The following is a 24,917-nucleotide window of genomic DNA, read 5'->3' on the forward strand; positions in this document are numbered from 1 at the left end:
CGGCCGACCTGCGCTCACGTTCGGCCGGACCGGCCGCCCTGCGCTCCCCTTCGGCCGGACCGGCCGACCTGCGCTCCCCTTCGGCCGGACCGGCCGACCTGCGCTCCCCTTCGGCCGGACCGGCCGACCTGCGCTCACCTTCGGCCGGACCGGCCGCCCTACCCTTCTCAGCGGGGCGAGCGCTCCGGTCCTCTTCTCAGCGGAGCCAGCGCTCCAGGCGGTCGCAGGCTTCGGCCATGGCGTCGGTGGTGCCGGCGAAGGAGAAGCGAATGTAGGCGTGGCCGCGGTCGGTGTCGAAGTCAGGGCCGGGGGTGGCGGCGACTCCGGCCTCGGTGAGCATGCGGCGGGCGAAATCGACGCTGTCGTTGGAGAAGCGGCGGACGCTCGCGTAGACGTAGAAGGCCCCGTCCACGGGTAGGTGGTCGTCGAAGCCGATGGCCGGCAGGCGTTTCAGCAGGAGCGCCCGGTTGGCGGCGTAGCCGGCCTTGACGGTCTCCAGCTCGTCGGTGGCGTCGAAGGCGGCGAGCGCGGCGCGCTGGGACAGTTCCGACGGGGAGATGAAGAGGTTCTGGGCGATCCGCTCCACCGGCCGGACGAGGTCGGGCGGCAGCACCATCCAGCCGATGCGCCAGCCGGTCATGCAGTAGTATTTGGAGAAGGAGTTGATCACCACCACGTCGTCGGACGCCTGGAGCGCGGTGGTCTCCGCGCCGGCGTAGACGAGGCCGTGGTAGATCTCGTCCATGATGAGGGCGATGTCCCGGTCGCGGCAGGCGGCGGCGAGATCGGCGATGCCCTCCGGCGTCATCATGGTGCCGGACGGGTTGGCGGGAGACGCCACGATGAGGCCCTTGAGCGGGCCGTCCTCGGAGGCGGCCTCGATCAGCGCGGGGGTGACCTGCCAGCGGGTCTCGGCGGTGGTGGGGATCTCCACCACCGTGAGGCCGAGGGCGGTGATGATGTTGCGGTAGGCCGGATAGCCGGGCGTCGGCAGGCCGACCCGGTCGCCCACGTCGAAGAGGGCCAGAAAGGCCAGGTTGAAGGCGCCGGAGGAGCCCTGCGTGACCGCGATCCGCTCGGGCGCGACCTCGACGCCATAGCGGTCGCGGTAGTGGTCGGCGATGCGGGCGCGCAGCACCGGCAGGCCGAGCGCCTCGGTATAGCCGACCCGGCCGCGGGCGAGCGCGGCCTCGGCGGCGGCGCGGACGGCCGCCGGCACGGGCGCGCCGGGCTCGCCCACCTCCATGTGGACGATGGACCGCCCTTCCCGCTCCAGCCGGTTGGCCGCGGACATCACGTCCATGGCCAGGAAGGGCGCGACGCCGCTGCGACGGGACGGTTTCATCGGGGCTTGCCTCCACTCGCGACCGGCGCGGCGACGGGGCCGGCCGAAAAACTGCCTGAATCGGACCGCATGGGCAGAACCGGATCAAGTTGACCGGACGGCGCGGCGGCCCTTACCTTCGCGCCTTCCCGGGCGACCCGCGATCGCTATCAGGCGGCCGGCGACGTGACCAGCCCCGGCGTGACCGGCGGCGAACGGGCGCCCGTCGGCCGGACCGGCGACGGGCCGCGGTGGGGATGGAGGAGAGACCTCGATGGTGAAGCGCCTGACGACCCTCGCGCTGGCGGCCGTGACCGCGGGCGCGGTGCTCCTGAACGCGGTGGCGCCCGCCTTCGCGCAGGGGCGGCGCGTGTCGCTGATCCGCGACGCGGAAGCCGAGGCGCTGATCGCCGACTACGCCCGGCCGATCCTGAAGGCGGCGGGCCTCGGCGGCGCGTCGATCGAGATCAAGATCGTCAACGATCCGGCGTTCAACGCCTTCGTGGCGGACAGCCGGCACATCTTCATCAACGCCGGTACGCTGATGCAGTCGGAGACGCCGAACGAGCTGATCGGGGTGATCGCGCACGAGACCGGGCACCTCGCCGGCAACCATCTCGCGCGGCTGCGCGAGGCGGTCCGCAAGGCGCAGATCCTGTCGGCCATCGCGATGCTGGGCGGAGCGGCGGCGGCCGTCGCGGGCGGCAGCGCGGGCGCGCCGGGCGCCGGGCGCGCGGGCGCGGCGGCGGCGGTGGGCGGTGCCCAGATGGGCCAGCGCAGCATCCTCGCCTACCAGCGCTCGGAGGAGACGTCGGCCGACCGGGCGGCGCTCACCTATCTGGAGAAGACCGGCCAGTCGCCGAAGGGCATGCTCGACGTGTTCGAGCGCCTCGCCGACCAGCAGCTCTTCTCGGCCATGTTCAACGATCCCTATGCGCTGAGCCATCCGCTGGCAGCGGAGCGCCTGTCGCAGGTGCGCGAGGTGGCGGAGAAGAGCCGGCACTTCGGCAAGACCGACGACCCTGCGCTCGTGGCCCGGCACGCGCTGGTGCGGGCGAAGTTTGTCGCCTTCACCGGCGACGCCGGCAAGACGGCGCGGGCCTATCCGCCGAGCGACACGTCGCTGCCGGCCCAATACGCCCGGGCGGTGGTGACCTGGCGCTACGGGGACCCGCGCTCGGCCGTGAAGGCCATGGACGCCTTGATCGAGCAGCAGCCGTCCAACCCCTATTTCCATGAGCTGAAGGGCCAGATCCTCCTGGAGGGCGGCCAGCCCCGGCAGGCGGTGGACCCGCTGCGCCGGGCGGTGAAGCTGGCGCCGCGGGCGGGCATGATCCGGGTCATGCTCGGCCACGCCCTGGTGGCGAGCGACGACGCCAAGGCGCTGCCGGAGGCGATCGAGCATCTGACCAAGGGGCTCGGCGACGACCCGGACAACAGCGTCGGCTACCGCCAGCTCGCCATCGCCCATGCGCGCGCCGGGAACATCCCGATGGCGGACCTCGCCACCGCCCAGGGCGCGTTCGCGAGCGGCGACATCAAGGCGGCCAAGCAGTATGCGGTCCGCGCTCAAGCGAAGTTGAAGCGGGGATCGCCCGCCTGGCTTCGCGCGGACGACATCGTCACGTACAATCCGCCGCGCTACTGATTTGCCCCTCGCCCACCGGAGCCCGCCCCTGATGCTGTCCCGTCTTCTCCGCGCCGCCGCGTTCGCCGGCCTGATGGCCCTCGTTCCACCGGCGGCGGCGGCGGAGCCGATGACCCCCGAGCAGAAGGCCGCGATCGAGCAGATCGTGAAGGACTACATCCTGGCCAATCCGGAGGTGATCCAGGAGGCGCTGATCTCGCTGGAGCAGAAGCGCCAGCAGGCGGAGACCGAGGCGCGGGCGAGCGCCGTCGCGTCCATGCGCGACCTGATCTACACGTCCAAGCGGCAGGTGGTGCTCGGCAATCCGGACGCGCCGATCACGCTGGTCGAGTTTTTCGACTACAATTGCGGCTACTGCAAGCGCGCCCTCGACGACACCCTGGCGCTCCTGGAAGAGAAGGACGTGAAGATCGTCCTCAAGGAATTCCCCATCCTCGGCCCGGGCTCGGTGGAGGCGGCGCGGGTGGCCGTGGCGGTGAACCTCGCCATGCCGGAGAAGTACCTGGACTTCCACAAGGCGCTCCTGACCGGGCGCGGCCAGGCGGACGAGAAGCGGGCCTTCCAGGTGATCGACGAGCTCGGCCTCGACGCCGCCGCGATCCGGGCGAAGATGACCGATCCGGAGGTGGCCAACACCCTGGAGGAGGTCTACACGGTTGCGAACCGGCTCGGCCTGTCCGGCACGCCCACCTACGTGATCGGCGACGAGGTGGTGTTCGGCGCCGTGGGGGTCGAGGACCTCAAGACCAAGATCATGGCCATGCGCGAGTGCGGCAAGCCGGTGTGCTGAGCGGGGCGCATCGGCAAAAGAGCGGAGCGACATCCGCGACAACACGCCCGACACGCCCTTTTTTTCGCGGGCCCGAATGCCTATAAGGGTGCGGACCGCTCCGGACCGGTGTTCCGGCGCGATTCCAGATCGACCCTGTCGGAACCCCCGTGGCACGCGACGTCTTCGTCCTCAACGGACCCAACCTCAACCTCCTCGGCACGCGCGAACCCGGCGTCTACGGCGCCGCGACCCTGGCCGACGTGGAGGAGGCGTGCCGGACGAAGGCGGAGAGCCTGGGGCTCGCCATGCAATTCCGTCAGTCGAACCACGAGGGCGACCTCGTGGACTGGATCCACGAAGCCGGGCGGCTGAAGGCCGGCGTCGTGATCAATCCGGGCGCCTACACCCACACGTCGATCGCGCTGCACGACGCCATCAAGGGAACGGGTGTTCCGCTCATCGAAGTCCACCTGTCCAACGTCCATGCGCGGGAAAGCTTCCGGCACCACTCCTATGTCTCGCCGGTGGCGAGCGGGGTGATCGTCGGCCTCGGCCCCCGGGGCTACCTGCTCGCGCTCGACGCCATCGCCGCGATCCTCGCCGACTGACGATCCCGGCCGGAGTTCTGACCGTCCCATGTCCAACAAGACCATCGACTACGACCTCATCCGCCAGCTGGCCGCCATTCTGGACGAGACCGACCTGACCGAGATCGAGGTCGAGCAGGACAAGCTTCGCGTCCGCGTGGCCCGCACCCCGGCCGTCCAGTCGTTCGCGCCGGCCGCCATGGCGGCGCCCGCGCCCGCCGCTCCGGCGGCCGCCGCGGCCCTCTCGCCCACCGGCGGCATCCCGGACCCGGCGACCCATCCGGGCGCGGTCACCTCGCCGATGGTCGGCACCTGCTATCTGGCGGCGGAGCCGGGCGCCCGCTCCTTCGTGGAGGTGGGCGACACGGTTCGCCAGGGCCAGACGGTGCTGATCGTGGAGGCGATGAAGCACATGAACCAGATCGCCGCCCCGCGCGCCGGCAAGGTCACGGCCATCTTCGTGGACAACGGCCAGCCGGTGGAGTTCGGCGAACCGCTCCTCATCATCGAATGAGCGTGCGCCGCCCGATGTTCAACAAGATCCTCATCGCCAACCGTGGCGAGATCGCGCTCCGGGTGCTCCGCGCCTGCAAGGAGCTCGGCATCGAGACGGTCGCGGTCCATTCCACCGCGGACGCCAACGCGATGCACGTGCGGCTCGCCGACGAGTCGGTGTGCATCGGGCCGCCGCCCGCGCGCGACAGCTATCTCAACATCCCGTCCCTGCTGGCGGCCTGCGAGATCACGGGCGCCGACGCGGTGCACCCGGGCTACGGCTTTCTCAGCGAGAACGCCCGGTTCGCCGACATCCTGGCGGCCCACAACGTGACCTTCATCGGCCCGACCGCGGAGCACATCCGCATCATGGGCGACAAGATCGAGGCGAAGGCGACCGCCAAGCGGCTGGGCATCCCGGTGGTGCCGGGCTCCGACGGGGCGGTGACCACGGACGAGGACGCCCACCGGATCGCCGCCGAGATCGGCTATCCGGTGCTCGTGAAGGCGGCCGCCGGCGGCGGCGGGCGCGGCATGCGCGTCGCCCTCAACGAGGAGGAGATGTCGCTCGCGCTCTCGGCCGCCCGCTCGGAGGCCAAGAACGCGTTCGGCGACGACAGCGTCTATATCGAGAAGTATCTGCTGAAGCCGCGCCACATCGAGGTGCAGGTGCTGGGCGACGGCAAGGGCAACGCCATCCACCTGGGCGAGCGCGACTGCTCGCTCCAGCGGCGGCACCAGAAGGTCTGGGAGGAGGCGCTGTCGCCGGCGCTCAACCAGGAGAGCCGGGACAAGATCGGCGGGATCGTGGCGGACGCCATGGCCGAGCTGAAGTACGCCGGCGTCGGCACGATCGAGTTCCTCTACGAGGACGGCGAGTTCTACTTCATCGAGATGAACACCCGCCTGCAGGTGGAGCATCCGGTGACGGAGATGATCACCGGCATCGACCTGGTGAACGAGCAGATCAAGGTGGCCTCCGGCGCCACGCTGCAGATCAGGCAGTCGGACGTGACGTTCAACGGCCACGCCATCGAGTGCCGCATCAACGCGGAAAACCCGGCCACCTTCGCGCCCTCCCCCGGCAAGATCAGCTACTGGCATCCGCCGGGCGGTTTGGGGGTGCGCGTGGATTCGGGCGTCTACCAGGGCTACAACATCCCCCCGCACTACGACAGCCTGATCGGCAAGCTGATCGTGCACGGGCGGACCCGGGTGGAGTGCATGATGCGGCTGCGCCGCTGCCTGGACGAGTTCGTGGTGGACGGCATCCAGTCGACCATCCCGCTGTTCCGGCACCTGGTGGACAATCAGGACATCGCCAACGGCATGTACGACATCCACTGGCTGGAGAAGTGGCTGGCGACGCAGCCGTTCGAGGCCTGAGCGCGCGCCGCCCGCCCGGGCGGCCCGCCCCTTGCGACATCATCGCCGGCGGATGCGTTCGCCGGCTTTCTTTCGCGCCCGTCCCCTGTTTCGTCTGGCATTTTGCAAGGGGCTGCGGATAATGCGGAACCGGGCTGCCGGCCAGTGCGGAGTTCCAGTGTCATGACCGGGCGCGACGATCTCTCGTTTGCCATCACGCCTGAGGTGCTCCTGAAGGCCTATGCCTGCGGCATCTTCCCGATGGCCGAGAGCGCCGACGACCCCACCCTGTTCTGGGTGGAGCCGGACTGGCGCGGAATCCTGCCGCTCGACGGCTTCCACGTGCCGAAACGCCTCGCCCGGACCGTCCGCCAGGACGTGTTCGAGGTGCGCGTGGACACCAGCTTCTCCGGCGTGATCGACGGCTGCGCGGCGCCGGCGCCCGGCCGCACGAAGACCTGGATCAACCGGCGGATCCGCGCGCTCTACGGCGACCTCTTCAAGCTCGGTCACTGCCACACGGTGGAGACCTGGGCGGATGGCGACCTGGTGGGCGGGCTCTACGGGGTGTCGCTCGGCTCCGCCTTCTTCGGGGAGAGCATGTTCTCGTTCCGCACCGACGCCTCCAAGGTGGCGCTGGTGCACCTGGTCGCCCGGCTGCGGGCGGGCGGATACACGCTTCTCGACACGCAGTTCGTCACCGACCACCTGACCCGCTTCGGCGCGCGGGAGATCGCCCGCGAGGTCTACAGCCGCAAGCTGGAGGCGGCCGTGCAGCAGAGCGCCGACTTCTATGCTCTGCCGCGGACGGTGACGGGGGAAGAGGCGCTGCGCTGGGTGGGGGCGTGAGGGGACCGGAAGCGCTTGCGCTTCGACGCGCCTAGAGCGGGCGGCCGATCGACAGAATGCGCGCGGCGACCTGCTGGTGGCTCGGTACGTAGCCGACATACTCGTAGCGGACGTCGTAGGAGGTCACGAACTCCTGGAAGGCCTTGAACTCGTGCTGCTCCCATCCCGGGTAGTTGAAGTACTCGTCGAACACCACGACGGTACCGGGCACAAGTCGCCGCAGGACCTGAGCGAACACCGTCTGGGTGGAGCTGTAGAGATCGCAGTCGACGTGCAGGAGGGAGATCGGTCCAGGGTGCTCGTCGAGGAAGGCCGGCAAGGTACGGTCGAACCAGCCGACCACCAATTCCACGTTGGGCGCGACCTGCGGAAGATCCTGCCGCAAGAAGGTGCCCTTTTCGAAGCCCGGGCGCCAGTCCTGAGGCAATCCCTCGAAGCTGTCGAATCCGTAGACCTTGCCCATGGTCCCGTTGGCGATGCGGTTGATCGTCCGACCCGACCAGACCCCGAATTCAAGACGGAGACCGTCGACAGGCGCAATCGCGCAAGCGAAATCGATCAGTTCGTGGCTGCCGGGAAATCTGCTGGCGGCGTACATCTTCGCATTCACGTATTGCGCGGAACTGATCGATGCCGCCAGACCCGACAGAGAGTCAAGATTCCAGGATTCGCTCGCACGGTCCCAGAAGAATTTCTCGGTACCATGCCCGATCAGATCTATGATATCAGCCAATTGAAGCCGCTGAAGGATCTCATTCACGAGGTTTCTCCCTGATGTGATCGCCGGCGCCCACTCGAAGCTCATCGACGGGACTTCGGCCGCAACACGTCGTGTGTCATGGAAACTTTGATTGCTGCTGGCGCGCTTCGCGATCTGACGCAGCCTTAAGGTGTGGCAACCGCGCCAGATTCGATTTCCTGGACCATTCTGATGTCGACCAACTCTTTCGACCTGGTCGGACGATGATCTAGGCAGCCTTCGCTCGTTCCAAGCTGAGGGACATGGTGTCGTATCGGCTCAGAAGGTTGGTTCTCAGCAAGGCTTCCTCCTGCGTGTAGTAGGCGAAGTGCGCCACGCAGACATCGCCGACCAGCATGGCCAGTTTGCCTTGCTTCAGAGGGAGAACCGCCGAGAGCCATTCCTCATGGTCCACGTTCGGCGGACAGAACTGGCTGCCGATCGCCTGGACGGTGTCGCCGAAGAAGCCGATACAGTTGATGGAGAAGCGGCAGGAGGAGATGATCGCGCTGGGGACCACGAAATCAGATCGGAGGCCAGCTTCCAGCTGTTTGAGAAAATGGGCATGAAGCGCCGCCGCGAACCCGGGGTTTTGCCAGCCGATTCCGCAGCCAGCCTGGGCGCTGACGGGGTTATCGATCGTCACATTGGAAAAATACTTGAGATGGAAGGAACAGATTGCGTTGTTGATGACGAGAGGCGAGACCCAGATGCAAATATCTTTCTGCGCAAGAGCGGCCGCATAGAGACTGCGCGCGAACCCAGGTTCCGTATAGACGATATCGTCATCCATCTTGATGTAGAAGGCAGCCGGATCGTTGCAGAACTGGTAAATCTGGTTGATGTTCTGGGCTTCGCCAGAGCGACCAGCCACCGTCCGCACCGTCACCTTCGGGTTCTGTCGAGCCAGTTCATGTATATACTTCCGGTCGCTGTCCTGCCGACAGTTGTCGAGCAGCATCCAGCCGGCGATCTGATCGTCAGCGAGGATGTAGCGCGCAAGAATCCGGAGATAACGCTCCCGACCCGCCGGCGTGACGATGATGAGCTTGTGCATGGGACGGTTCGCCCTCTCTCAGGAATCCGCAACGAGCGCATTCTCGTGTGCAGGTTCGTCGAGCGAGCTTGTGCCGGGCTTGACCGGGGCCGGCCCGTTCGCATCATCCGGATGCTCGGCACTGACGGATCAGCCCACCAGAGCAGACAGATTGCGCCGGTCCGCGCGCCGGCACATGGGGCCGTCCAGCGATGTGACGGACGCCGAGGCGGCCGGCGCGAACAGGCTAGAGCATTCTCCGATCAGGTTGCACGACTTGATCGCCGAGAGAATGCTCCAGCTTATTGAATCTGGAGCGATTTCTTGTCGACCTGACGAGTCCGTCAGGTCGGAAAGCGCTCTAGCGCGGGCGCGGCTTGGGTTCAGTCCAGGATCTCGCCGGGGGGCGGTTCCTCGCCGTTTCCGTCGGGGAGGTCGAGCTCGGGCTCGCCGATGGACGTGGGCGGGGCGGCGGGCTTGGGGCGGGGGATGGGGATGCCGTCGATCGTTTCGAGGGGCGTCGGCGCGCCGTCCGGATTGGCTTCCGCGGTGCGGGCGTCGTCGGGGGACGACGGCGGGCGGATGTCGCTCTCCTGGCGGCAGTCGTTCAGCCACACGTCGTAGACCGGGTGCTCCACGGCGTTGAGGCCGGGGCTCGCGGCGAACATCCAGCCGGAGAAGATGCGCTTGATCTCGTCGTTGAGGGTGATCTCGTCCACCTCGACGAAGGCGTCGGTGCGCGCGGCCTCGGTGGGCGGGCGGGTGTAGCAGACGCGCGGCGTCACCCTGAGAGCGCCGAACTGAACGGTCTCGTCCACGTAGACGTCGAACGTGATGATGCGCCCGGTGATCTTGTCGAGGCCGGTGAAGACGGCGACCGGGTTGGCGACCTTTTCCGCGCGCGCCGGGCCGGCGGCGACGGAGAGGCCGATCGCGAGAAGGCTGAGGCTGGCACGGAGAAGGCGCATCGAGGTGAGGACCAGTCGGGCTGGTGGAGCGGACGGGCGTCGACCGGGTCCGTATCATCCGGCCGGCGGCTTGGGAAGGTGAAGTCGCCGACGAATGCGGCGCTTCCACGGCCAAGCCGCGGACCGGACCGACGCGGGCGGCGGGCCGCCGCTCAGGGCAGGCGGCGGAAGGCGTCGAGGATGAGGTCGAACACGGCCGGCGAATCGAGCCCGGTGACCCAGGTGGCGTTCTTCGGGCGGTCGGTGACGGCCCAGCGGTCCACCACGGTCTGGCCGAAGCAGAGGCCCGGTGTGGTCTCGACCTCCACGTTGACGCGCTTGCCGGTGAAGAGATGCGGCGCGAGCAGGTGGGCGACCGTCATGGGATCGTGGAGCGGCCCGCCGTCGGTGCCGTACTTCTCGGTGTCGAACCGCTCGTAGAAGGTGAGCAGCCCCTCGAAGGCGACGCCGACCCTGGTGCCGAGGCCCTTGATGGCGGTGAGCCAGTCGTTGGTGATCTGCGCCTGGTGGGTGGCGTCGAGCGACAGCACCACGATGTCCGCGCCGGAGGCGAAAACGCGAGCCGCCGCATGCGGATCCACGAATATGTTGAACTCCGCGGTCGGGGTGATGTTGCCGCCCTCCACGCAGGCGCCGCCCATCAGGATGATGCTCTCCAGCCGTTCGGCGAGGCGCGGCTCCTTGGCGAGGGCGAGCGCCACGTTGGTGAGCGGCCCGAGCGGCAGGAGGGTGACGCTCTTCTCCGGCCGGCTCATGACCGTCTCGACGATCCAGTCCGGGGCGAACTCCGGTCGGATCGGCGTGGTCGGCTCGGGGAAGTCCCAGCCGTCGAGGCCGGTCTTGCCGTGCACGTGCTCGGCGGTGACCAGCGGCACCATGAGCGGCGCGCTCGCGCCGGCGAAGACCGGGATATCGGTGCGGCCGGCGAGCTCCAGGAGCTTCAGGCAGTTCGGCACCGTCAGGTGGAGTGGCACGTTGCCGGCGACCGCCGTGAGGCCGAGAAGCTCCACGGCGTCCGGCCGGCCGAGCGCGAGCATGATGGCGACGGCGTCGTCCTGGCCGGGATCGGTGTCGATGATGATGGAGCGCGGAGCCATGGGATCCTGTCTGGTCGGGCGGACGCAAAACGGGACGGCCTCTGGCCGTCCCGCTGGACGAAGGGGAGCATCAGGGGCCGACGACGCCGCAAGGGGCGCCGGAGCCTCGGGCGGCCGGCGTGCGGGTGGATCAGCCGCCGGGGGTCCAGGCGTCGTAGTCGCCGGTGACGCGCGGGCGGGTCTCGCCGGTGAGGATGGAGCCGTGCGGCCGATAGGCGTTGGCGGTGCCCGTCTGGTTCGGCTGGTGGGGCTTCTCCCAGGCGCGGGCCGCGTAGGCCTCGCGGGGGGGAGGCACGTCGGTGCGGTGGTGCATCCAGCCGTGCCAGCCCGGCGGGATGGCGGACGCTTCCGCGACGCCGTTGTAGATGACCCAGCGACGCTTGCCGCCACGCTCCTGGTAGTAGACGTTGCCGAACTCGTCCTCGCCGACGCGCTCGCCCTTGCGCCACGTGAAGAGGCGCGTGCCGACGGTCTGGCCGTTCCACCAGGTGAAGATTTCCAGAAGGGTGTTCTTTAGGGACATGGAAGCCGCTCGTTCGAACTCGGCCGGACTATGGCGAGCGACTGTGGCGATGTCCAGACAAACAATCGGACGGGCGATCGTACGGCGGACGATGTGCGATCGGGCGGGAAAGGCCGGCACAGGGACGCGCCGGAGGACCGAGCCGACGTGCGCCGCTGTGGCGATGGTGCAACGCGGTGGCGCGGCGTGCCGGACCGTGGAACTCCGGACGCGGCCCGGCATTGGATGGGATAGCCGGGCGGAGACGGAGGAGCGCCGCCGCGGCCCCTGGTCATTGTTTTGGACGAGTTTATGCAGTATCTTTTTATCTAAATTAATTCATCATTCCGGGAATGGTTGTCATTCTTCGTCCGTTTTGAGCCATGCGTGGCTCATTCGCCGTATTTATTGGTCTGATGCGCGTCAGCGCTGGCTTTTCGCCTGCGAGGTTTCCAGTGCCGCCTTTTCGGTATCGCGCGTTTGCTGGCTGGTTCTTCGGGTTCTGCGTGCTTTTTCTCGGCCTCGGCGCGGTGGTCCTCCTCGGTCTCGACCGGATCGACCGGCTTCCGCCGCCGCCGTTCACGGCGACCGACTGCATCGACGAGAAGTTCGCCTTCCTGAGGGACAGGGACCCGACCGAGGCCGACCTGCTGGCGGTCGGTTCCTCGGTGACCTGGCGCAACCTGGACTTCGCCGCCGTGAGCGCGGCCGAAACGGGGGCATCGAAGCCGCTGAACGGAGCGCCCTGCTTCCTGCAGGTGAACCAGACCCGCTTCCTCACCGACTTCTACCTGGACCGCATGCCCAAGGTGAAGACCGTGGTGAGCCTCTTCGCCATGCGGGACTTCGAGACCTGCGGCGGCGACGGCGCCTTCTTCCGGCCCGAGCTGCTCGACCTCTACGTGTTCGAGCGGTGGTCGGGGCTGCCGGTCTACTTCATCAACTTCCGCCCGCGCCCCTTCCTCGCCAGCGTGCGCCACATCAAGGAGATGCGGACGGGCGAGCTGGAGCGCACGCCCCTAGTGATGGACGCCTACGGCTCCGGCCCCCTGGATGTGCCGCCTGAGACGTGGGGCGACGTGAAGATCGACCCGGCCTGCATGGCGCATCTCGCCCGGATGGAGAAGGACCTTTCCGAGCGGGGCGTGCGCTGGATCGTGGTGCTGTTCCCGCCGATGCCGTCGTGGCTGGAACGGCACGATCCGACGGGCGCGCGGGACCTGGCATGGCGCCGGGAGGTGGCGTCCAAGCTTGCCGCGCCGTCGACCGTCGTGGTGGACGGCCGTGACGCCGGTCTGAAGGACGTGAATTTCTTTACAGATCCGGCGCATCTCAATTGGAAGCAGGTGCCCGATTTCACGCGCTGGATCTTCGAGCGTGTCGCCGACCGCACCCCGATCCAGGCAGCGCAGGGATAGAGACCGGTGCTCTTCAATTCGTACACCTTCATCGCGCTCTTCCTGCCTCCGACCCTTCTGGGCTTCCATCTGCTGATCATGGCCGGGCGAGCGCATGCCGCCCTTCTCTGGCTGACGGTCGCGTCGATCGTGTTCTACAGCTGGTGGGAGCCGTCTCACCTGCCGGTCCTGCTCGGAACGGTGGTGGGCAACTACTGGCTGGGCGAGACGCTGAGGGCCGGCAGCGGCACGGGGAAGGCCGGCGGGCGGCTGATGCTCGGCCTCGGCGTCGCGGCCAACCTCGCCGTGCTCGGCCTGTTCAAGTACTCGGCCTTCTTCGTGAACGAGGTGACGTCGCTCGGCGGCATCGACTACACCATGCGGGCGTTCGTGCTGCCGCTCGGCATCTCCTTCTACACCTTCCAGCAAATCGCCTACCTGGTGGACTGCGCCCAGAAGAAGGCGGCGGCGTCCAGCTTCACCGAATACCTGCTGTTCGTGGCCTTCTTCCCGCAGCTCATCGCCGGGCCCATCGTGCACCACGGCGACGTGCTGCCCCAGTTCCGGACCATCCTGGAGGACCGGGTCAACGCGGCCAACTTCGCCCGCGGGCTGAGCTTCTTCGTGATCGGCCTGTTCAAGAAGGTGGTGATCGCCGACGACATGGCCGTGCGGGCGGACCTCCTGTTCGCCGATCCGACCGCCATGGCGGGCGCGGGCTTCCTGGACGCCTGGACGGGCGTGCTCGCCTACACGCTGCAGCTCTACTTCGACTTTTCGGGCTATTCGGACATGGCCATCGGGCTCGCGCTGATGTGCGGGATCCGGATCCCCTACAACTTCGACTCGCCCTACAAGGCGACGAGCATCATCGACTTCTGGCGGCGCTGGCACATGACCCTGTCGCGCTTCCTGCGCGACTACCTCTACATTCCGCTCGGCGGCAACCGGAAAGGGCCGATCCGACGCTATATGAACCTGTTCCTGACCATGCTGCTCGGCGGCTTCTGGCACGGGGCGAACTGGACGTTCCTGATCTGGGGCACCCTTCACGGCACCTACCTGATCATCAACCACGGCTGGATGGCGCTGCGCGAGCGCCTGGGCCTGACCTGGGACGACGACGCCCTGCTGCCGAAGCTGGCGGCGCGCAGCATCACCCTGGTGGCGGTCATGATCGCCTGGGTGTTCTTCCGGGCGACCTCCGTGGGCGACGCCATGGACATCCTCACCGGCATGGCCGGCCTGAACGGGCTCGGCACCCTGCGCGGATCGCTTCTGGTCGGGATCGCCCTCATGGCGGCGGCCTGGGTGCTGCCCAACTCGCAGGAGATCGTGGACGGGGTGGCGAAGGCGAGCGGCCGCCTCTCCTCGCTGCGCTGGCAGCCGTCGCCGGTCTGGGCCGCGGCCCTCGCCGCCTGCTTCCTGCTGGCGGTTTCGCAGATGACCAACGTGAGCGCCTTCATCTACTTCCAGTTCTGAGGCGCGGTCGGGGGCAGAAGAGGCCGGGACCAGCTTAACGGGTCGTTAACACTTTTCGGCGAAGAAACCCCATTGTTGGGACGAGATCGCCCGGCGCGGCAGCCGCTGGTTGATCGGGGTCGATGGGGCTTCACATGAACGCCAAGATGCTGGTGGTGGCGATGGCCGCCGTGCTGTTCGTCTGCGGGTCCTACCTGTCGGAAGCACGGCCCGAGTTCGACAGCACGGGCCGCCTGGCGACCGTGAAGGCGCCGCCGGCGCCTTGCGTCCAGGTCGGCGGGTCCCTGCTTCTCGCCGGCCGGTGCGGCTGACGGTCGCCGAGCGGGCCATACCGCCCGACGTTTTCCCGCGATGCGCCGACGGGCCGATCCGGCGCCGAAAAGCTCGATCCTCGTCTTGAAACGGGCTTGCAAGCCCCCTCCCCGTTCGTTTGCCGACGGCCGGCGCGGACTGGGCGGGACACCTTGTCCTGCGCCTTAACCTCTTCCGACAAAAGATTGATCGGGTCTTCGCATTGCGGCTGAGGCCGCCGTGTGACACACTCAAGCGTCACAAGGATCCCGGGGCCGCCCGGGTGGCTATTCCGGCCGCCGATCCGCCGGACAACCCTCACGACTGACCACTGCACCCTCGCGTTCTCATCACGCCAGGCTCGTCGTCCATCGTTGCGGGACCTTTTCCCATGTATGCCTTTGAACCTGTCCGTCAGGACCGGCAGCCGGATCGCGTGTCGGCTCGCCCGTCGCAGCCGTGGTTCGCTCGTCCATCAGATCGGCACTTCGCTTCAGAGAATTCCGTCGGGTCCGAGCGTCGGCCGACCGGCTGCGATCGCGCGGAAAGGGGCCCGCACCATGCGTGATGTGGGTTACCGCGCGTTCCTGGCACTCTTCGTGGTCTTCTGTGGAGTTTTCCTGTTCATCGGCGCCGCCGGCCTCAAGGGGCTGGAGGCTATCGACCGGCTTCCGCCGCCGCCGTTCACGGTCACCGACTGCATCGACGAGAAGTTCGCCTTCCTGCGGGAGAAGAACCCGAAGGAGGCGGATCTGATCGCCGTCGGCTCGTCGGTGACCTGGCGCAACCTGGACTTCTCCGCCGTCGGCCGCGCCGAGACGGGCGCCACCCATCCGCTGAACGCGGCGCCGTGCTTCCTGCACGTCCACGAGACCCGGTTCCTGACCAACTTCTACCTGGACCACATGCCCAAGGTGAAGACGGTGGTCAGCATCTTCGCCATGCGCGACTTCGAGGCCTGCGCGGGCGATGGCGCCTTCTTCCCGGAGACTCTGGTCCGCCTGTTCCTGTTCGAGAACTGGCCCGGCCTGCCCGTGTACTTCATCAACTTCCGCCCCCGGCCGTTCCTCGGCAGCGTGCGGAAGATCAAGGAGATGCGCAGCGGCGAGTTGGACCGGGCGCCGCTCGTCATGGACGCCTACGGATCCGGCCCGCTGGAAGGTCCGCCGGTGCCCTGGCAAGACGTGCAGGTCGACCAGGCCTGCCTGGACAACCTCGCCCGCATGGAGGCGGAGCTCGCGGCGCGCGGCGTGCGCTGGATCGTGGTGATGTTCCCGCCGATGCCCATGTGGCTGGAGAGCTTCGACCCGGATGGCTCCCGCGATCGGGCCTGGCGGCGGCAGGTGGAGACGACGCTGGTCTCGTCCAACACGGTGCTGATCGACGGGGCCGAGGCGGGGCTGACGGACGTGAACTCCTTCGCCGATCCGGCCCACCTGAACTGGCCGCAGGTGCCGAGGTTCACCCGGTGGATCTTCCAGCAGGCGGACGGCCAGACTCCGGTGCGGGCCGCCCAGGGCTGAGGGCGACACGCCCGGGCGGAGCCTCCGCCCGGGCAAAAGCGACGCCCGCAAAGACAAGGCATTGTTGTTTTTGAGATGTCGCCGCGGCGTCATTTACCACGCCCCAAGACGGTGCGGCCGGTGCGCCAGTTCTGATTTGAAATATATTATTGCATGTCTGAAAGTCTGCTCCAGCAGGACGACAGTCGACGGACGACTGCGGCGGGAGCCGGCCGGCGAGGCCGTCGGCTCCGCGGGAGGGTCCGTCCCTGCTCCTCCACCGGAGAGCCGACGTGAGCACACTTCCGACCCCGCATGCCCTTCAGCGCCCAGCCTACATCTTCTCCAACGGCGCCGTGCGTCCGTGGGACGACGCGGTCGTCCACGTGGCCACGGAGGCCGTCATTCGCGGCATCAACGTCTTCGAGGGCCTGAAGGGGTTCTGGAACGTCCACGGCGGCTTCGGACTGGTGACCCTGAGGCGGCATTACGACCGGCTGCACCGGTCCGCCCGGATCATGCACATCCCGTTCGACATGAGCTTCGAGGCCTATGAGGAGGCCTGCCACGACCTCGTCGGGCACCTGATCACGACCGAACGCAACATGTGGCTGCGGACGACGCTGCTCCTGATCGACGGCCACTGGGGCGAAGGCGACGTGACCGACCTCGTCATCACGGCCTACCATCATCCCAAGGGTCCGGTGGCGCCCATGGACACGGGCGTGACCAGCTGGCGGCGGGCCAACGACAACGCCCTGCCGGCCCGGGTGAAGACCGGGTCCAACTATCTGGTGGCGCGCTTCTCCAAGATCGAGAGCCGGACGCGCGGCTACCGGGAGATGATCCTGCTCAACGACGCGGGCCGGGTGGCGGAGTTCGTCGGGTCGGCGCTGCTGATGGTGCGGGACGGGGCGATCTACACGCCGCCGGCCTCCGAAGGCGCGTTCGAGAGCATCACGGCGGACCTGATCGAGACGCTCGCCCGCGACGTGGGCGTGCCGTTCGTGCGCCGGCCGATCGAGCGGACGGAGCTTCTGGTGGCGGACGAGATCGCCTCGGCCGGGACGTTGAACGACCTGGTGCTCGTCCGCAGCCTGGACGGCCGGGACCTTGGCCCGGCGCCGATCCTGACGCGGCTGCGCGACCGCTACCTGGACGCGGTCACGGGCGTGGAACCGCACCCGGCGATCGACCTGTCGATCCGCGCGCACGAGACGAGCCGCTTGCGGACCGGCTGACCGGCCCGACGGCCTCACTCGATGTCGACCAGGATGACCTCGGCGGTGGAGACCTTCTCGGACCGCCGGAACGTCCGCAGGTATTTGAGGAGGTCGGCCAGGATCTCGCGGTCGCGGATGTTGTCGGCCGGCAGGTCGTCGAGGCCGTCCAAGATCGCGAGTTCGAGGGTGGAGGCGTTCGTCCCGGAGGTCACGACGATGAGGAAGCGGGACGGCAGGATCTGCACCAGATCCAGGCCGGGGATCGACTGCAGGGACGGGCAGTGCGGCACCGTCAGCATGCCGACGCCCGGACCGACCTTGGTGACCCGCACCCCCTCGTCCTGCCCGTTGCCCGTGGAGGCGACGTCCGCCGCGTGGACGATGGCGCGCGCCCGGTCCTCGTTGATGGCGGCGAGCTTCTCCAGCGTCGCCTCCGGCAGCGTGATGGTGACGACGCGGCTCGGCTCGTGGAACTTGCGGGGGCGGCCGCTCGACCGCGCGCGGTTCGGCGTGCCGCTCATGGCGCCCGCCGGGCCCCTGCCCCGGGCCTCGGCGGACACCGTCGAGCCCCGCATTCAAACGTCCGCAGTTCGTACGCCAAAACCATCAACACCCTGGCCCTCTTCCTCACGTGACCGGAACCGGTCGAGCTCACATGACCGGATCGGGTCGAGTCGCCGCTTTTCTATTTAGAAATAGTATCACGCATGCGTCCGGATCGGAAGCGCCCGCCGCGCCCCGGTTTCCGCTCGGTTTCCGCCTCGTCGCAAGGCCGTCCACAGAAAAACGGTGAAGGTCCGACCCGACCGGCCGCGGCGACTGCGCCCTAGCTTGCCATTTACCAGTTTTCTAAATAGCAATATGCATGCAGTGGTATGTTTCTACGATAAAACGTACTCCTTTCAAAGGCGCACATTTCAATCAGGTCTAAGAGGCATGTCATGCGAGACGTGTTTTGCCGGTTCTGCTCGACCAAGCTGGAACATACGCTTGTGGATCTCGGCGCATCACCGCTCGCCAATTCCTACATCAGTCCGGAAGACTCGCTGAAGGCGGAGCCGTTCTTCGAGCTGCACGCCTATGTATGCAGCACTTGCCTCCTGGTACAGATCCCGGCGGTCGAGGCTCCGGAGAACATCTTCAACGCCAGCTACGCCTACTATTCGTCCATGTCGGACTCGGTGCTCGCGCACTCCCGGCGGTATGTGGCGGAGATGATCGACCGGTTCGGGCTCGGGCCGCTGCACCAGGTGATCGAGGTCGCGAGCAACGACGGCTACCTTCTCCAGTATTTTCGCGGCCGGGGCGTACCGGTGCTCGGCATCGAGCCGTCGCGCAACGTGGCCGAAGCGGCGACCGCCGCCGGCATCCCGAGCGTGGTGCGCTTCTTCGGCCAGGAGACGGCGCGCGACCTCGTCCGCGACGAGATGCGGGCGGACCTTCTCATCGGCAACAACGTGCTGGCCCACGTGCCGGACATCAACGACTTCGTCGGCGGCCTGAAAATCCTGCTCGCGCCGGGCGGCGTGATCACGATGGAATTTCCCCACCTCCTGCAGCTGATCCGGCGTCGCTACTACGACACCATCTACCATGAGCACTTCTCCTACCTGTCGCTGCTCGCCGTGGAGCGGATCTTCGCGCACCACGGGCTGAAGCTGTTCGACGTGGAGGAGATCGCGCCGCAGGGCGGCTCGCTGCGGATCTTCGCCTGCCACGCGGAGAACCCGCACCGGGCGGTCTCCCACCGGGTGAAGGACCTGCGGGACCTGGAAATCTCCGAGGGCCTCGCCTCGGTGGAGGAGTACCGCCTGTTCGGCGAGGAGGTGCACCGGACCAAGCGCGAACTGCTGCGCTTCCTCATCACGGCGCGCGACTGTGGAAAGACGGTGGTCGGCTACGGCGCGCCGGCCAAGGGCAACACGCTCCTGAACTTCTGCGGGATCAAGACGGACCTCCTGCCCTACACGGTGGACGTGAGCCCGCACAAGCAGGGCAAGCTGCTGCCGGGCACCCGCGTGCCGATCCACAGCCCGGACAAGATCTTCGAGACCCGTCCGGACTACGTGCTGATCCTGCCGTGGAACATCACCGACGAGGTCGTCTCCAAGATGAGCGGCATCGAGGCCTGGGGAGGACGGTTCGTGGTGCCGCTGCCGGACGTGCGGGTGCTGCCGACCACCGCCGAAGCCGAGGGCGCCGTCACGTCGTTCGCCCCGATGCGCATGCAGGCCTGACGGCGGCCGCGCCACCGCAGGGAGAAGCGGCCGGGCCGCCCTCCCCCATCGCCGGGATCAGCCCGGCCTCACCTTGGCGAAGCCGTCCACCCGCGCCGCGCGGCGATTGCGCGGCGGCGCCGGCTCCAGGTCGCGCAGCCTGGCGAGGACTTTCGGGCCGAGCCGGATCGGCTGGTCGGTCGGGTCCGCCGGCCGGGGAGCGTCGGCTTCCACGCCGCCCGGCCGCTGCGCCTTCTCGTGGAATCGGCGAGCGGTGTTGAGGGCGTCGGAGCGCGCCTGCTGGGCCGCGAGCATCGCCCGCACCCCCTCGATCTCGAACGCGGCCCCGTCGATCGTGACCTCGAACCGGCGGGCGTCCTCGGTGACGTGGACGATCCGCTCGTGCAGGAGCGACGGCGCCACCGGCTTGACCAGGACCATGTGGGCGCCGCGGCGCATGGCGCTTTCCACCACCGCGCGGGTGGCGTTCGCCGTGATGACGATCACCGGCACGAAGCTCAGCGGCTGCATGTGCCGGTCGCGGATCATGCGCATGAACTGCGCGCCCGTCACGGGCCGGCGCATCCAGTCGGTCAGGATCAGGTTGGGCGGCTCGTGCAGCATGGCGTCGAGGGCGCCCTGCGGATGGTCGAAGATGCGCAGCCGGCGCGGCCGCAGGTGCGCCAGCATGGACCGGAGCAGCGCCTGCATGGGTTTCGACTCGTCCACGATCACGATGTCGAGGTCGGTCGGGGCGAGGCCGAAGGCCGAATGGTGGGTCATGCAAATACGGCTCGTGCGGACAAGGCCTGCGGCGGACGCGCGGCGCGCGGCGGAGAGCCGTGGAACAGGTTCGGCCCCGCCGGTGTTGCCGACAATCAACGGCCGTCCACCAATGGGCCCGACCCTAGCAGGCGGCGTTTAAGCGGGCTTGAAGCGGCTCCGTGAGATTCGGCTAAAATTGGGCGGATCTGCGGAGACCAGAGGGCGATTCTGCCAAGAAACACCAGATCTTGTGGCCGCCCTGCCGCTGCACTCTACATCTTGACGCGCCCTTCAGACTCGCCCTAGCCTCTCCTCATGACGCCCGGTCGATGTCTGCCGCCTTTCAGGTGGCAGGCCTCCCCTGGGCGAACGGCTTCGTCGCCCCCGCGGCGGGCCGGCACCGAGGACGCGAATCGCTTCGCCGACGAAAAGTCGGTCAAGAGACTCTCGCGGGTTCGGCCCCGGTCCGACACGGAGTTCCGCCGGGAGCGTGGATAAGCAAAACGAATTGGGGAAAAGGACTCGGGACTTTGAAACGACTCCTTAACCAGACTCGTTGTGCAGTCTAGATGTAGCGGCCTTCCGGACCCGGTAGACACTATATGAGGTGGCGAACCTCATTCGGCCGGTCCGGAGGCAAGGCCTTGCGACAGCGACGGAAGCAGCGTCTTTAACGAACGACGGCCGGTCGGACGCCCTCCATGGGTTTTCCGTCGAGGGCCGGCGCGGCATCAAGGGACTATCGGCATGCGGATCGAGCGGCGTTTCACCAAGGATGGTCAGTCTCCCTATGCGGAGGTCGAGTTCCGCTCGGCGACCAGCGAGATCCGCAACCCGGACGGGTCCGTGGTGTTCCGCGCCGCGGACATCCAGGTCCCGGCGCAATGGAGCCAGGTCGCGTCCGACATCCTGGCGCAGAAGTACTTCCGCAAGGCGGGCGTGCCGAAGGCGCTGAAGTCGGTGGAGGAGAACGACGTCCCGTCCTTCCTGTGGCGCAAGGCGCCGGACGACGCCGCCCTCGCCAAGCTGCCCGAGGGCGAGCGCTACGGCGGCGAGACCGACGCCCGGCAGGTGTTCGACCGGCTGGCCGGCACCTGGACCTACTGGGGCTGGAAGGGCGGCTATTTCGACGACGAGGCGGCGGCGCAGGCCTTCTTCGACGAGATCCGCTTCATGCTGGCCACCCAGAAGGTGGCGCCGAACTCGCCGCAGTGGTTCAACACCGGCCTGCACTGGGCCTACGGCATCGACGGCCCGAGCCAGGGCCACTATTACGTGGACCCGAACACGGGCGAACTGGTGCGCTCGGCGTCCGCCTACGAGCACCCGCAGCCGCACGCCTGCTTCATCCAGTCGGTCGAGGACGACCTCGTCAACGACAACGGCATCATGGATCTCTGGGTGCGCGAGGCGCGCCTCTTCAAGTACGGCTCCGGCACCGGCTCCAACTTCTCCAAGCTGCGCGGCGAGGGCGAGAAGCTGTCGGGCGGCGGCAAGTCGTCGGGCCTGATGAGCTTCCTCAAGATCGGCGACCGAGCGGCGGGCGCCATCAAGTCGGGCGGCACCACCCGGCGCGCGGCCAAGATGGTGGTGGTGGACATCGACCATCCGGACATCGAGCAGTACATCAACTGGAAGGTGAAGGAGGAGCAGAAGGTCGCCGCGCTGGTGACCGGGTCGAAGACCTGCTCCAAGCACCTGACCGCCATCATGCAGGCGATCTCCGGCGCTGCCGAACTGGCGGCCGACGACCGGCTGGACCCCTTGAAGAACCCCGGCCTGAAGCGCGAGATCCGCGCCGCCAAGAAGGCGATGGTGCCGGAGAACTACATCCGCCGGGTGATCCAGTTCGCCCGCCAGGGCTATACCTCCATCGAGTTCCCGGTGTTCGACACCGACTGGGATTCGGAGGCCTACCTCACCGTCTCGGGCCAGAACTCCAACAATTCCGTGCGCGTGACGGACGATTTCCTGCGCGCCGTGGAGACCGACGGCACCTGGAACCTGACCGCCCGCAAAGACGGCAAGGTGGTGAAGAGCCTGAAGGCCCGCGACCTCTGGGAGCAGATTGGCCACGCCGCCTGGGCGTCCGCCGACCCGGGTATCCAGTACCACACCACCATCAACGACTGGCACACCTGCCCGGCCTCCGGCGAGATCCGGGCGAGCAATCCGTGCTCGGAATACATGTTCCTGGACGACACGGCCTGCAACCTGGCATCGCTGAACCTTCTCCAGTTCCGCCGGCCCGACAAGTCGTTCGACATCGAGGCGTTCGAGCACGGCTGCCGCCTGTGGACGGTGGTGCTCGAGATCTCGGTGCTGATGGCGCAGTTCCCGTCGAAGGAGATCGCGCGGCTCTCCTACGAGTTCCGCACCCTCGGCCTCGGCTACGCCAACATCGGCGGCCTCTTGATGTCGTCGGGCATTCCCTACGACAGCGCGGAAGGCCGGTCCATCTGCGGCGCCATCACGGCGATCATGACGGGCGTCGCCTACGAGACCTCGGCCGAGATGGCGAAGGAACTCGGCCCCTTCCCGGGCTATGAGGCCAACGCCGACCATATGCTGCGGGTGATCCGCAACCACCGCCGGGCGGCCCATGGCCTGAAGGACGGCTACGAGAAGCTGCGCACCCCGCCGGTGCCGCTGGACCACGTGGCCGCAAAGGACAAGCGCCTGGTGGAGGCCGCCAAGGCCGCCTGGGACCGGGCCCTCGCGCTCGGCGAGGCCCACGGCTACCGCAACGCGCAGGTTTCGGTGATCGCCCCGACGGGCACCATCGGCCTCGTGATGGACTGCGACACCACCGGCATCGAGCCCGACTTCGCACTCGTCAAGTTCAAGAAGCTGGCCGGCGGCGGCTACTTCAAGATCATCAACCGGGCCGTGCCGGAGGCGCTGCGCGCCCTCGGCTACAAGGAGAGCCAGATCGCCGAGATCGAGGCCTATGCGGTGGGCCACGGCTCCATCGCCCAGGCCCCGCACGTGAACCCGGGCGCCCTGCGCGCCAAGGGCCTGTCGGACGCTGCGATCGAGAAGCTGGCCGGCGCCGTGAAGTCGGCGTTCGACATCAAGTTCGTGTTCAACCGCTGGACCCTCGGCGACGAGGAGATGAAGGCCCTCGGCGTGAGCGACGCCCAGATGGCCGACCCGGCGTTCGAGCTCCTCGCCCACCTCGGCTATTCCAAGGCCGAGATCGAGGCGGCGAACACCCACGTGTGCGGCGCCATGACCCTGGAGGGCGCGCCCTTCCTGAAGACCGAGCACTATGCGGTGTTCGACTGCGCCAACCCGTGCGGCCGCACGGGCAAGCGCTACCTCAGCGTGGAGAGCCACATCCACATGATGGCGGCGGCGCAGCCCTTCATCTCGGGCGCCATCTCCAAGACCATCAACATGCCGAACGACGCCTCGGTGGACGACTGCAAGGAAGCCTACATGCTCTCCTGGCGGCTCGCCCTGAAGGCGAACGCCCTCTACCGCGACGGCTCCAAGCTGAGCCAGCCGCTCAACAGCCAGCTCCTCGCCGATGACGAGGACGAGGCGGAGGACGCCGTGGAGGCGATCGTCGCCGAGAAGGCGGTGGCCTCCCGCGCCGCGGCGGCGGCCGAGCGGATCGTGGAGCGGATCGTGGAGCGGCACGTCCGCGCCCGCGAGAAGATGCCCGACCGGCGCAAGGGCTATACCCAGAAGGCCATCGTCGGCGGCCACAAGGTGTACATCCGCACCGGCGAGTACAACGACGGGCGCCTCGGCGAGATCTTCATCGACATGCACAAGGAAGGCGCCGCCTTCCGGGCCATGATGAACAACTTCGCCATCGCGATCTCGCTGGGCCTGCAGTACGGCGTGCCGCTGGAGGAATACGTGGAGGCCTTCACCTTCACGCGGTTCGAGCCGGCCGGCATGGTGCAGGGCAACGACGCCATCAAGAACGCCACCTCCATCCTGGACTACGTGTTCCGCGAGCTCGCCGTCAGCTATCTCGGCCGGCACGACCTCGCCCACGTGGTGCCCCAGGACGCCGGCAACACCGGCCTCGGCGGCGGCATCAAGGAGGAGAAGGCGGCCGAGGGCATCGTCAGCCACGGCCTCGTCCGCGGCCGTCCGACCCAGCTGAAGGTGTTCTCCGGCACGCCGGAGCCGAAGGGCTCGGCCGGCGGCGGGGCGACCGCCTCCGCGGCGGCGACGGGGGGCTCCGTCTTCGCGACGGCCCGCGCCGGCAGCGGCGTCACCGCCTTCGCGGCCGGCGGCGCGGCCACCGCCTTCAAGCGCGACCTCGACAGCGAACCCGCCGTCACCGCCTCGGTGGCCGTGGGCGTGACCCAGGCGCCCCCGCAGAAGGACTATGCCGCCAAGGTCCAGGAGGCCCGCATGAAGGGCTACGAGGGCGAGGCCTGCTCGGAGTGCGGCAACTTCACCATGGTGCGCAACGGCACCTGCCTGAAGTGCGACACGTGTGGCGGCACGAGCGGCTGCAGCTGAGCGTACGGGAGGTGGCGAGCCGCACCGATCCTTGCTTGATCGTGGTGGGATGTCGCCGATGAATAACGGTGCCCGGCGGAGATCACCGGGCACCGGATAGGGCGGGGAAGCACTGGTGGGCGCCCGAGTGGGCGGGTGCGTAGCGCCGGCTTCGACGAATGCACCCCTACC

At 67.9% G+C, this 24,917-nt stretch carries 21 protein-coding genes and 1 other annotated feature; of the genes, 13 read left to right on the top strand and 8 right to left on the bottom strand.

The genetic code is table 11. From position 1 onward, the window contains the following. Nucleotides 1–196: 196 nt before the first annotated feature. Nucleotides 197–1,345, bottom strand: coding sequence for a pyridoxal phosphate-dependent aminotransferase (locus HND91_RS13225; RefSeq protein WP_181707043.1), 1,149 nt, complete (start codon nt 1,343–1,345; stop codon nt 197–199). Between the two features lie 253 nt (nt 1,346–1,598). Between HND91_RS13225 and HND91_RS13230 the strand changes: the two genes are divergently transcribed. From HND91_RS13230 to aat, 6 genes are all read left to right on the top strand, one after another. Next, entirely contained in the window at nt 1,599–2,972 is a 1,374-nt protein-coding gene (locus HND91_RS13230) for a M48 family metalloprotease (RefSeq protein ID WP_181707044.1), read from the top strand. 31 nt (nt 2,973–3,003) lie between these two features. Beyond that, entirely contained in the window at nt 3,004–3,762 is a 759-nt protein-coding gene (locus tag HND91_RS13235) for a DsbA family protein (protein ID WP_181707045.1), read from the top strand. Between the two features lie 149 nt (nt 3,763–3,911). Continuing rightward, entirely contained in the window at nt 3,912–4,352 is a 441-nt protein-coding gene (gene aroQ / locus HND91_RS13240) for a type II 3-dehydroquinate dehydratase (RefSeq protein ID WP_181707046.1), read from the top strand. A gap of 28 nt (nt 4,353–4,380) precedes the next feature. Beyond that, nucleotides 4,381–4,845 (top strand): acetyl-CoA carboxylase biotin carboxyl carrier protein, encoded by a 465-nt coding sequence (accB, locus tag HND91_RS13245; RefSeq protein WP_181707047.1) that lies wholly within the window; start codon nt 4,381–4,383, stop codon nt 4,843–4,845. 14 nt (nt 4,846–4,859) lie between these two features. Beyond that, nucleotides 4,860–6,212, top strand: coding sequence for an acetyl-CoA carboxylase biotin carboxylase subunit (accC, locus tag HND91_RS13250; protein WP_181707048.1), 1,353 nt, complete (start codon nt 4,860–4,862; stop codon nt 6,210–6,212). 162 nt (nt 6,213–6,374) lie between these two features. Beyond that, entirely contained in the window at nt 6,375–7,040 is a 666-nt protein-coding gene (aat, locus tag HND91_RS13255; RefSeq protein ID WP_181707049.1) for a leucyl/phenylalanyl-tRNA--protein transferase, read from the top strand. A gap of 31 nt (nt 7,041–7,071) precedes the next feature. Here aat and HND91_RS13260 read toward each other — a convergent pair whose 3' ends face one another. From HND91_RS13260 to HND91_RS13280, 5 genes are all read right to left on the bottom strand, one after another. Beyond that, nucleotides 7,072–7,800, bottom strand: a complete 729-nt coding sequence (locus HND91_RS13260) for a class I SAM-dependent methyltransferase (RefSeq protein ID WP_181707050.1) — start codon at nt 7,798–7,800, stop codon at nt 7,072–7,074. 208 nt (nt 7,801–8,008) lie between these two features. Next, nucleotides 8,009–8,836 (bottom strand): glycosyltransferase family 2 protein, encoded by an 828-nt coding sequence (locus HND91_RS13265; RefSeq protein ID WP_181707051.1) that lies wholly within the window; start codon nt 8,834–8,836, stop codon nt 8,009–8,011. A gap of 362 nt (nt 8,837–9,198) precedes the next feature. After that, nucleotides 9,199–9,783 (bottom strand): DUF2155 domain-containing protein, encoded by a 585-nt coding sequence (locus tag HND91_RS13270; protein ID WP_181707052.1) that lies wholly within the window; start codon nt 9,781–9,783, stop codon nt 9,199–9,201. A gap of 152 nt (nt 9,784–9,935) precedes the next feature. Continuing rightward, on the bottom strand, nt 9,936–10,880 hold the full coding sequence (locus tag HND91_RS13275) for a nucleoside hydrolase (RefSeq protein ID WP_181707053.1): 945 nt from the start codon (nt 10,878–10,880) through the stop codon (nt 9,936–9,938). A gap of 130 nt (nt 10,881–11,010) precedes the next feature. After that, nucleotides 11,011–11,403 (bottom strand): NADH:ubiquinone oxidoreductase subunit NDUFA12, encoded by a 393-nt coding sequence (locus HND91_RS13280; protein ID WP_181707054.1) that lies wholly within the window; start codon nt 11,401–11,403, stop codon nt 11,011–11,013. A 485-nt stretch (nt 11,404–11,888) separates the two neighbouring features. Between HND91_RS13280 and HND91_RS13285 the strand changes: the two genes are divergently transcribed. The 5 genes from HND91_RS13285 (at nt 11,889) to HND91_RS13305 (ending at nt 17,295) form a co-directional block, all read left to right on the top strand. After that, a complete protein-coding gene (locus HND91_RS13285) occupies nt 11,889–12,800 on the top strand; it encodes a hypothetical protein (RefSeq protein WP_181707055.1) in 912 nt (303 codons plus the stop codon). A 6-nt stretch (nt 12,801–12,806) separates the two neighbouring features. Next, nucleotides 12,807–14,261, top strand: coding sequence for an MBOAT family O-acyltransferase (locus tag HND91_RS13290; RefSeq protein ID WP_181707056.1), 1,455 nt, complete (start codon nt 12,807–12,809; stop codon nt 14,259–14,261). A gap of 134 nt (nt 14,262–14,395) precedes the next feature. After that, nucleotides 14,396–14,572 carry a hypothetical protein gene (locus HND91_RS13295; RefSeq protein WP_181707057.1) on the top strand — a complete coding sequence of 59 codons (177 nt, stop codon included), beginning with the start codon at nt 14,396–14,398 and terminating at the stop codon, nt 14,570–14,572. Nucleotides 14,573–14,813: 241 nt separating this feature from the next. After that, nucleotides 14,814–14,869 (top strand) — a sequence feature (sul1 is cis-regulatory element that is thought to sense ions involved in sulfur or methionine metabolism; They are found in Alphaproteobacteria). 243 nt (nt 14,870–15,112) lie between these two features. Continuing rightward, a complete protein-coding gene (locus HND91_RS13300) occupies nt 15,113–16,075 on the top strand; it encodes a hypothetical protein (RefSeq protein WP_181707058.1) in 963 nt (320 codons plus the stop codon). 272 nt (nt 16,076–16,347) lie between these two features. Beyond that, complete coding sequence (locus tag HND91_RS13305) at nt 16,348–17,295, top strand: aminotransferase class IV (protein WP_181707059.1); 948 nt, start codon at nt 16,348–16,350, stop codon at nt 17,293–17,295. A 14-nt stretch (nt 17,296–17,309) separates the two neighbouring features. Here the strand turns inward: HND91_RS13305 and HND91_RS13310 are convergent, their stop codons facing one another. Beyond that, on the bottom strand, nt 17,310–17,852 hold the full coding sequence (locus HND91_RS13310; protein ID WP_181707060.1) for a hypothetical protein: 543 nt from the start codon (nt 17,850–17,852) through the stop codon (nt 17,310–17,312). A gap of 366 nt (nt 17,853–18,218) precedes the next feature. On the opposite strand from HND91_RS13310, the gene HND91_RS13315 reads away from it, so the two are divergent. After that, nucleotides 18,219–19,514, top strand: a complete 1,296-nt coding sequence (locus HND91_RS13315; RefSeq protein ID WP_181707061.1) for a class I SAM-dependent methyltransferase — start codon at nt 18,219–18,221, stop codon at nt 19,512–19,514. 57 nt (nt 19,515–19,571) lie between these two features. Here HND91_RS13315 and HND91_RS13320 read toward each other — a convergent pair whose 3' ends face one another. Continuing rightward, nucleotides 19,572–20,276 (bottom strand): response regulator, encoded by a 705-nt coding sequence (locus HND91_RS13320; RefSeq protein ID WP_181707062.1) that lies wholly within the window; start codon nt 20,274–20,276, stop codon nt 19,572–19,574. A 729-nt stretch (nt 20,277–21,005) separates the two neighbouring features. Here HND91_RS13320 and HND91_RS13325 point away from each other — a divergent pair. Continuing rightward, nucleotides 21,006–24,746: a vitamin B12-dependent ribonucleotide reductase gene (locus HND91_RS13325; RefSeq protein ID WP_181707063.1), complete on the top strand. Its 3,741-nt coding sequence runs from the start codon at nt 21,006–21,008 to the stop codon at nt 24,744–24,746. Nucleotides 24,747–24,917: the final 171 nt, after the last annotated feature.

The sequence above is a fragment of the Chthonobacter rhizosphaerae genome, from assembly GCF_013839525.1.
Taxonomy (GTDB): Bacteria; Pseudomonadota; Alphaproteobacteria; order Rhizobiales; family Pleomorphomonadaceae; genus Chthonobacter; species Chthonobacter rhizosphaerae.

Excerpts from the sequence above, each read along its gene's own strand:
- HND91_RS13280 (WP_181707054.1), bottom strand. The coding sequence starts at position 11,403 with ATGTCCCTAAAGAACACCCTTCTGGAAATCTTCACCTGGTGGAACGGC.
- HND91_RS13235 (WP_181707045.1), top strand. The coding sequence starts at position 3,004 with ATGCTGTCCCGTCTTCTCCGCGCCGCCGCGTTCGCCGGCCTGATGGCC.
- accC (WP_181707048.1), top strand. The coding sequence starts at position 4,860 with ATGTTCAACAAGATCCTCATCGCCAACCGTGGCGAGATCGCGCTCCGG.
- HND91_RS13270 (WP_181707052.1), bottom strand. The coding sequence starts at position 9,783 with ATGCGCCTTCTCCGTGCCAGCCTCAGCCTTCTCGCGATCGGCCTCTCC.
- HND91_RS13295 (WP_181707057.1), top strand. The coding sequence starts at position 14,396 with ATGAACGCCAAGATGCTGGTGGTGGCGATGGCCGCCGTGCTGTTCGTC.
- HND91_RS13320 (WP_181707062.1), bottom strand. The coding sequence starts at position 20,276 with ATGACCCACCATTCGGCCTTCGGCCTCGCCCCGACCGACCTCGACATC.
- HND91_RS13265 (WP_181707051.1), bottom strand. The coding sequence starts at position 8,836 with ATGCACAAGCTCATCATCGTCACGCCGGCGGGTCGGGAGCGTTATCTC.
- HND91_RS13315 (WP_181707061.1), top strand. The coding sequence starts at position 18,219 with ATGCGAGACGTGTTTTGCCGGTTCTGCTCGACCAAGCTGGAACATACG.
- HND91_RS13225 (WP_181707043.1), bottom strand. The coding sequence starts at position 1,345 with ATGAAACCGTCCCGTCGCAGCGGCGTCGCGCCCTTCCTGGCCATGGAC.
- HND91_RS13310 (WP_181707060.1), bottom strand. The coding sequence starts at position 17,852 with ATGCGGGGCTCGACGGTGTCCGCCGAGGCCCGGGGCAGGGGCCCGGCG.
- accB (WP_181707047.1), top strand. The coding sequence starts at position 4,381 with ATGTCCAACAAGACCATCGACTACGACCTCATCCGCCAGCTGGCCGCC.
- HND91_RS13300 (WP_181707058.1), top strand. The coding sequence starts at position 15,113 with ATGCGTGATGTGGGTTACCGCGCGTTCCTGGCACTCTTCGTGGTCTTC.
- aat (WP_181707049.1), top strand. The coding sequence starts at position 6,375 with ATGACCGGGCGCGACGATCTCTCGTTTGCCATCACGCCTGAGGTGCTC.
- HND91_RS13325 (WP_181707063.1), top strand. The coding sequence starts at position 21,006 with ATGCGGATCGAGCGGCGTTTCACCAAGGATGGTCAGTCTCCCTATGCG.
- HND91_RS13230 (WP_181707044.1), top strand. The coding sequence starts at position 1,599 with ATGGTGAAGCGCCTGACGACCCTCGCGCTGGCGGCCGTGACCGCGGGC.
- HND91_RS13275 (WP_181707053.1), bottom strand. The coding sequence starts at position 10,880 with ATGGCTCCGCGCTCCATCATCATCGACACCGATCCCGGCCAGGACGAC.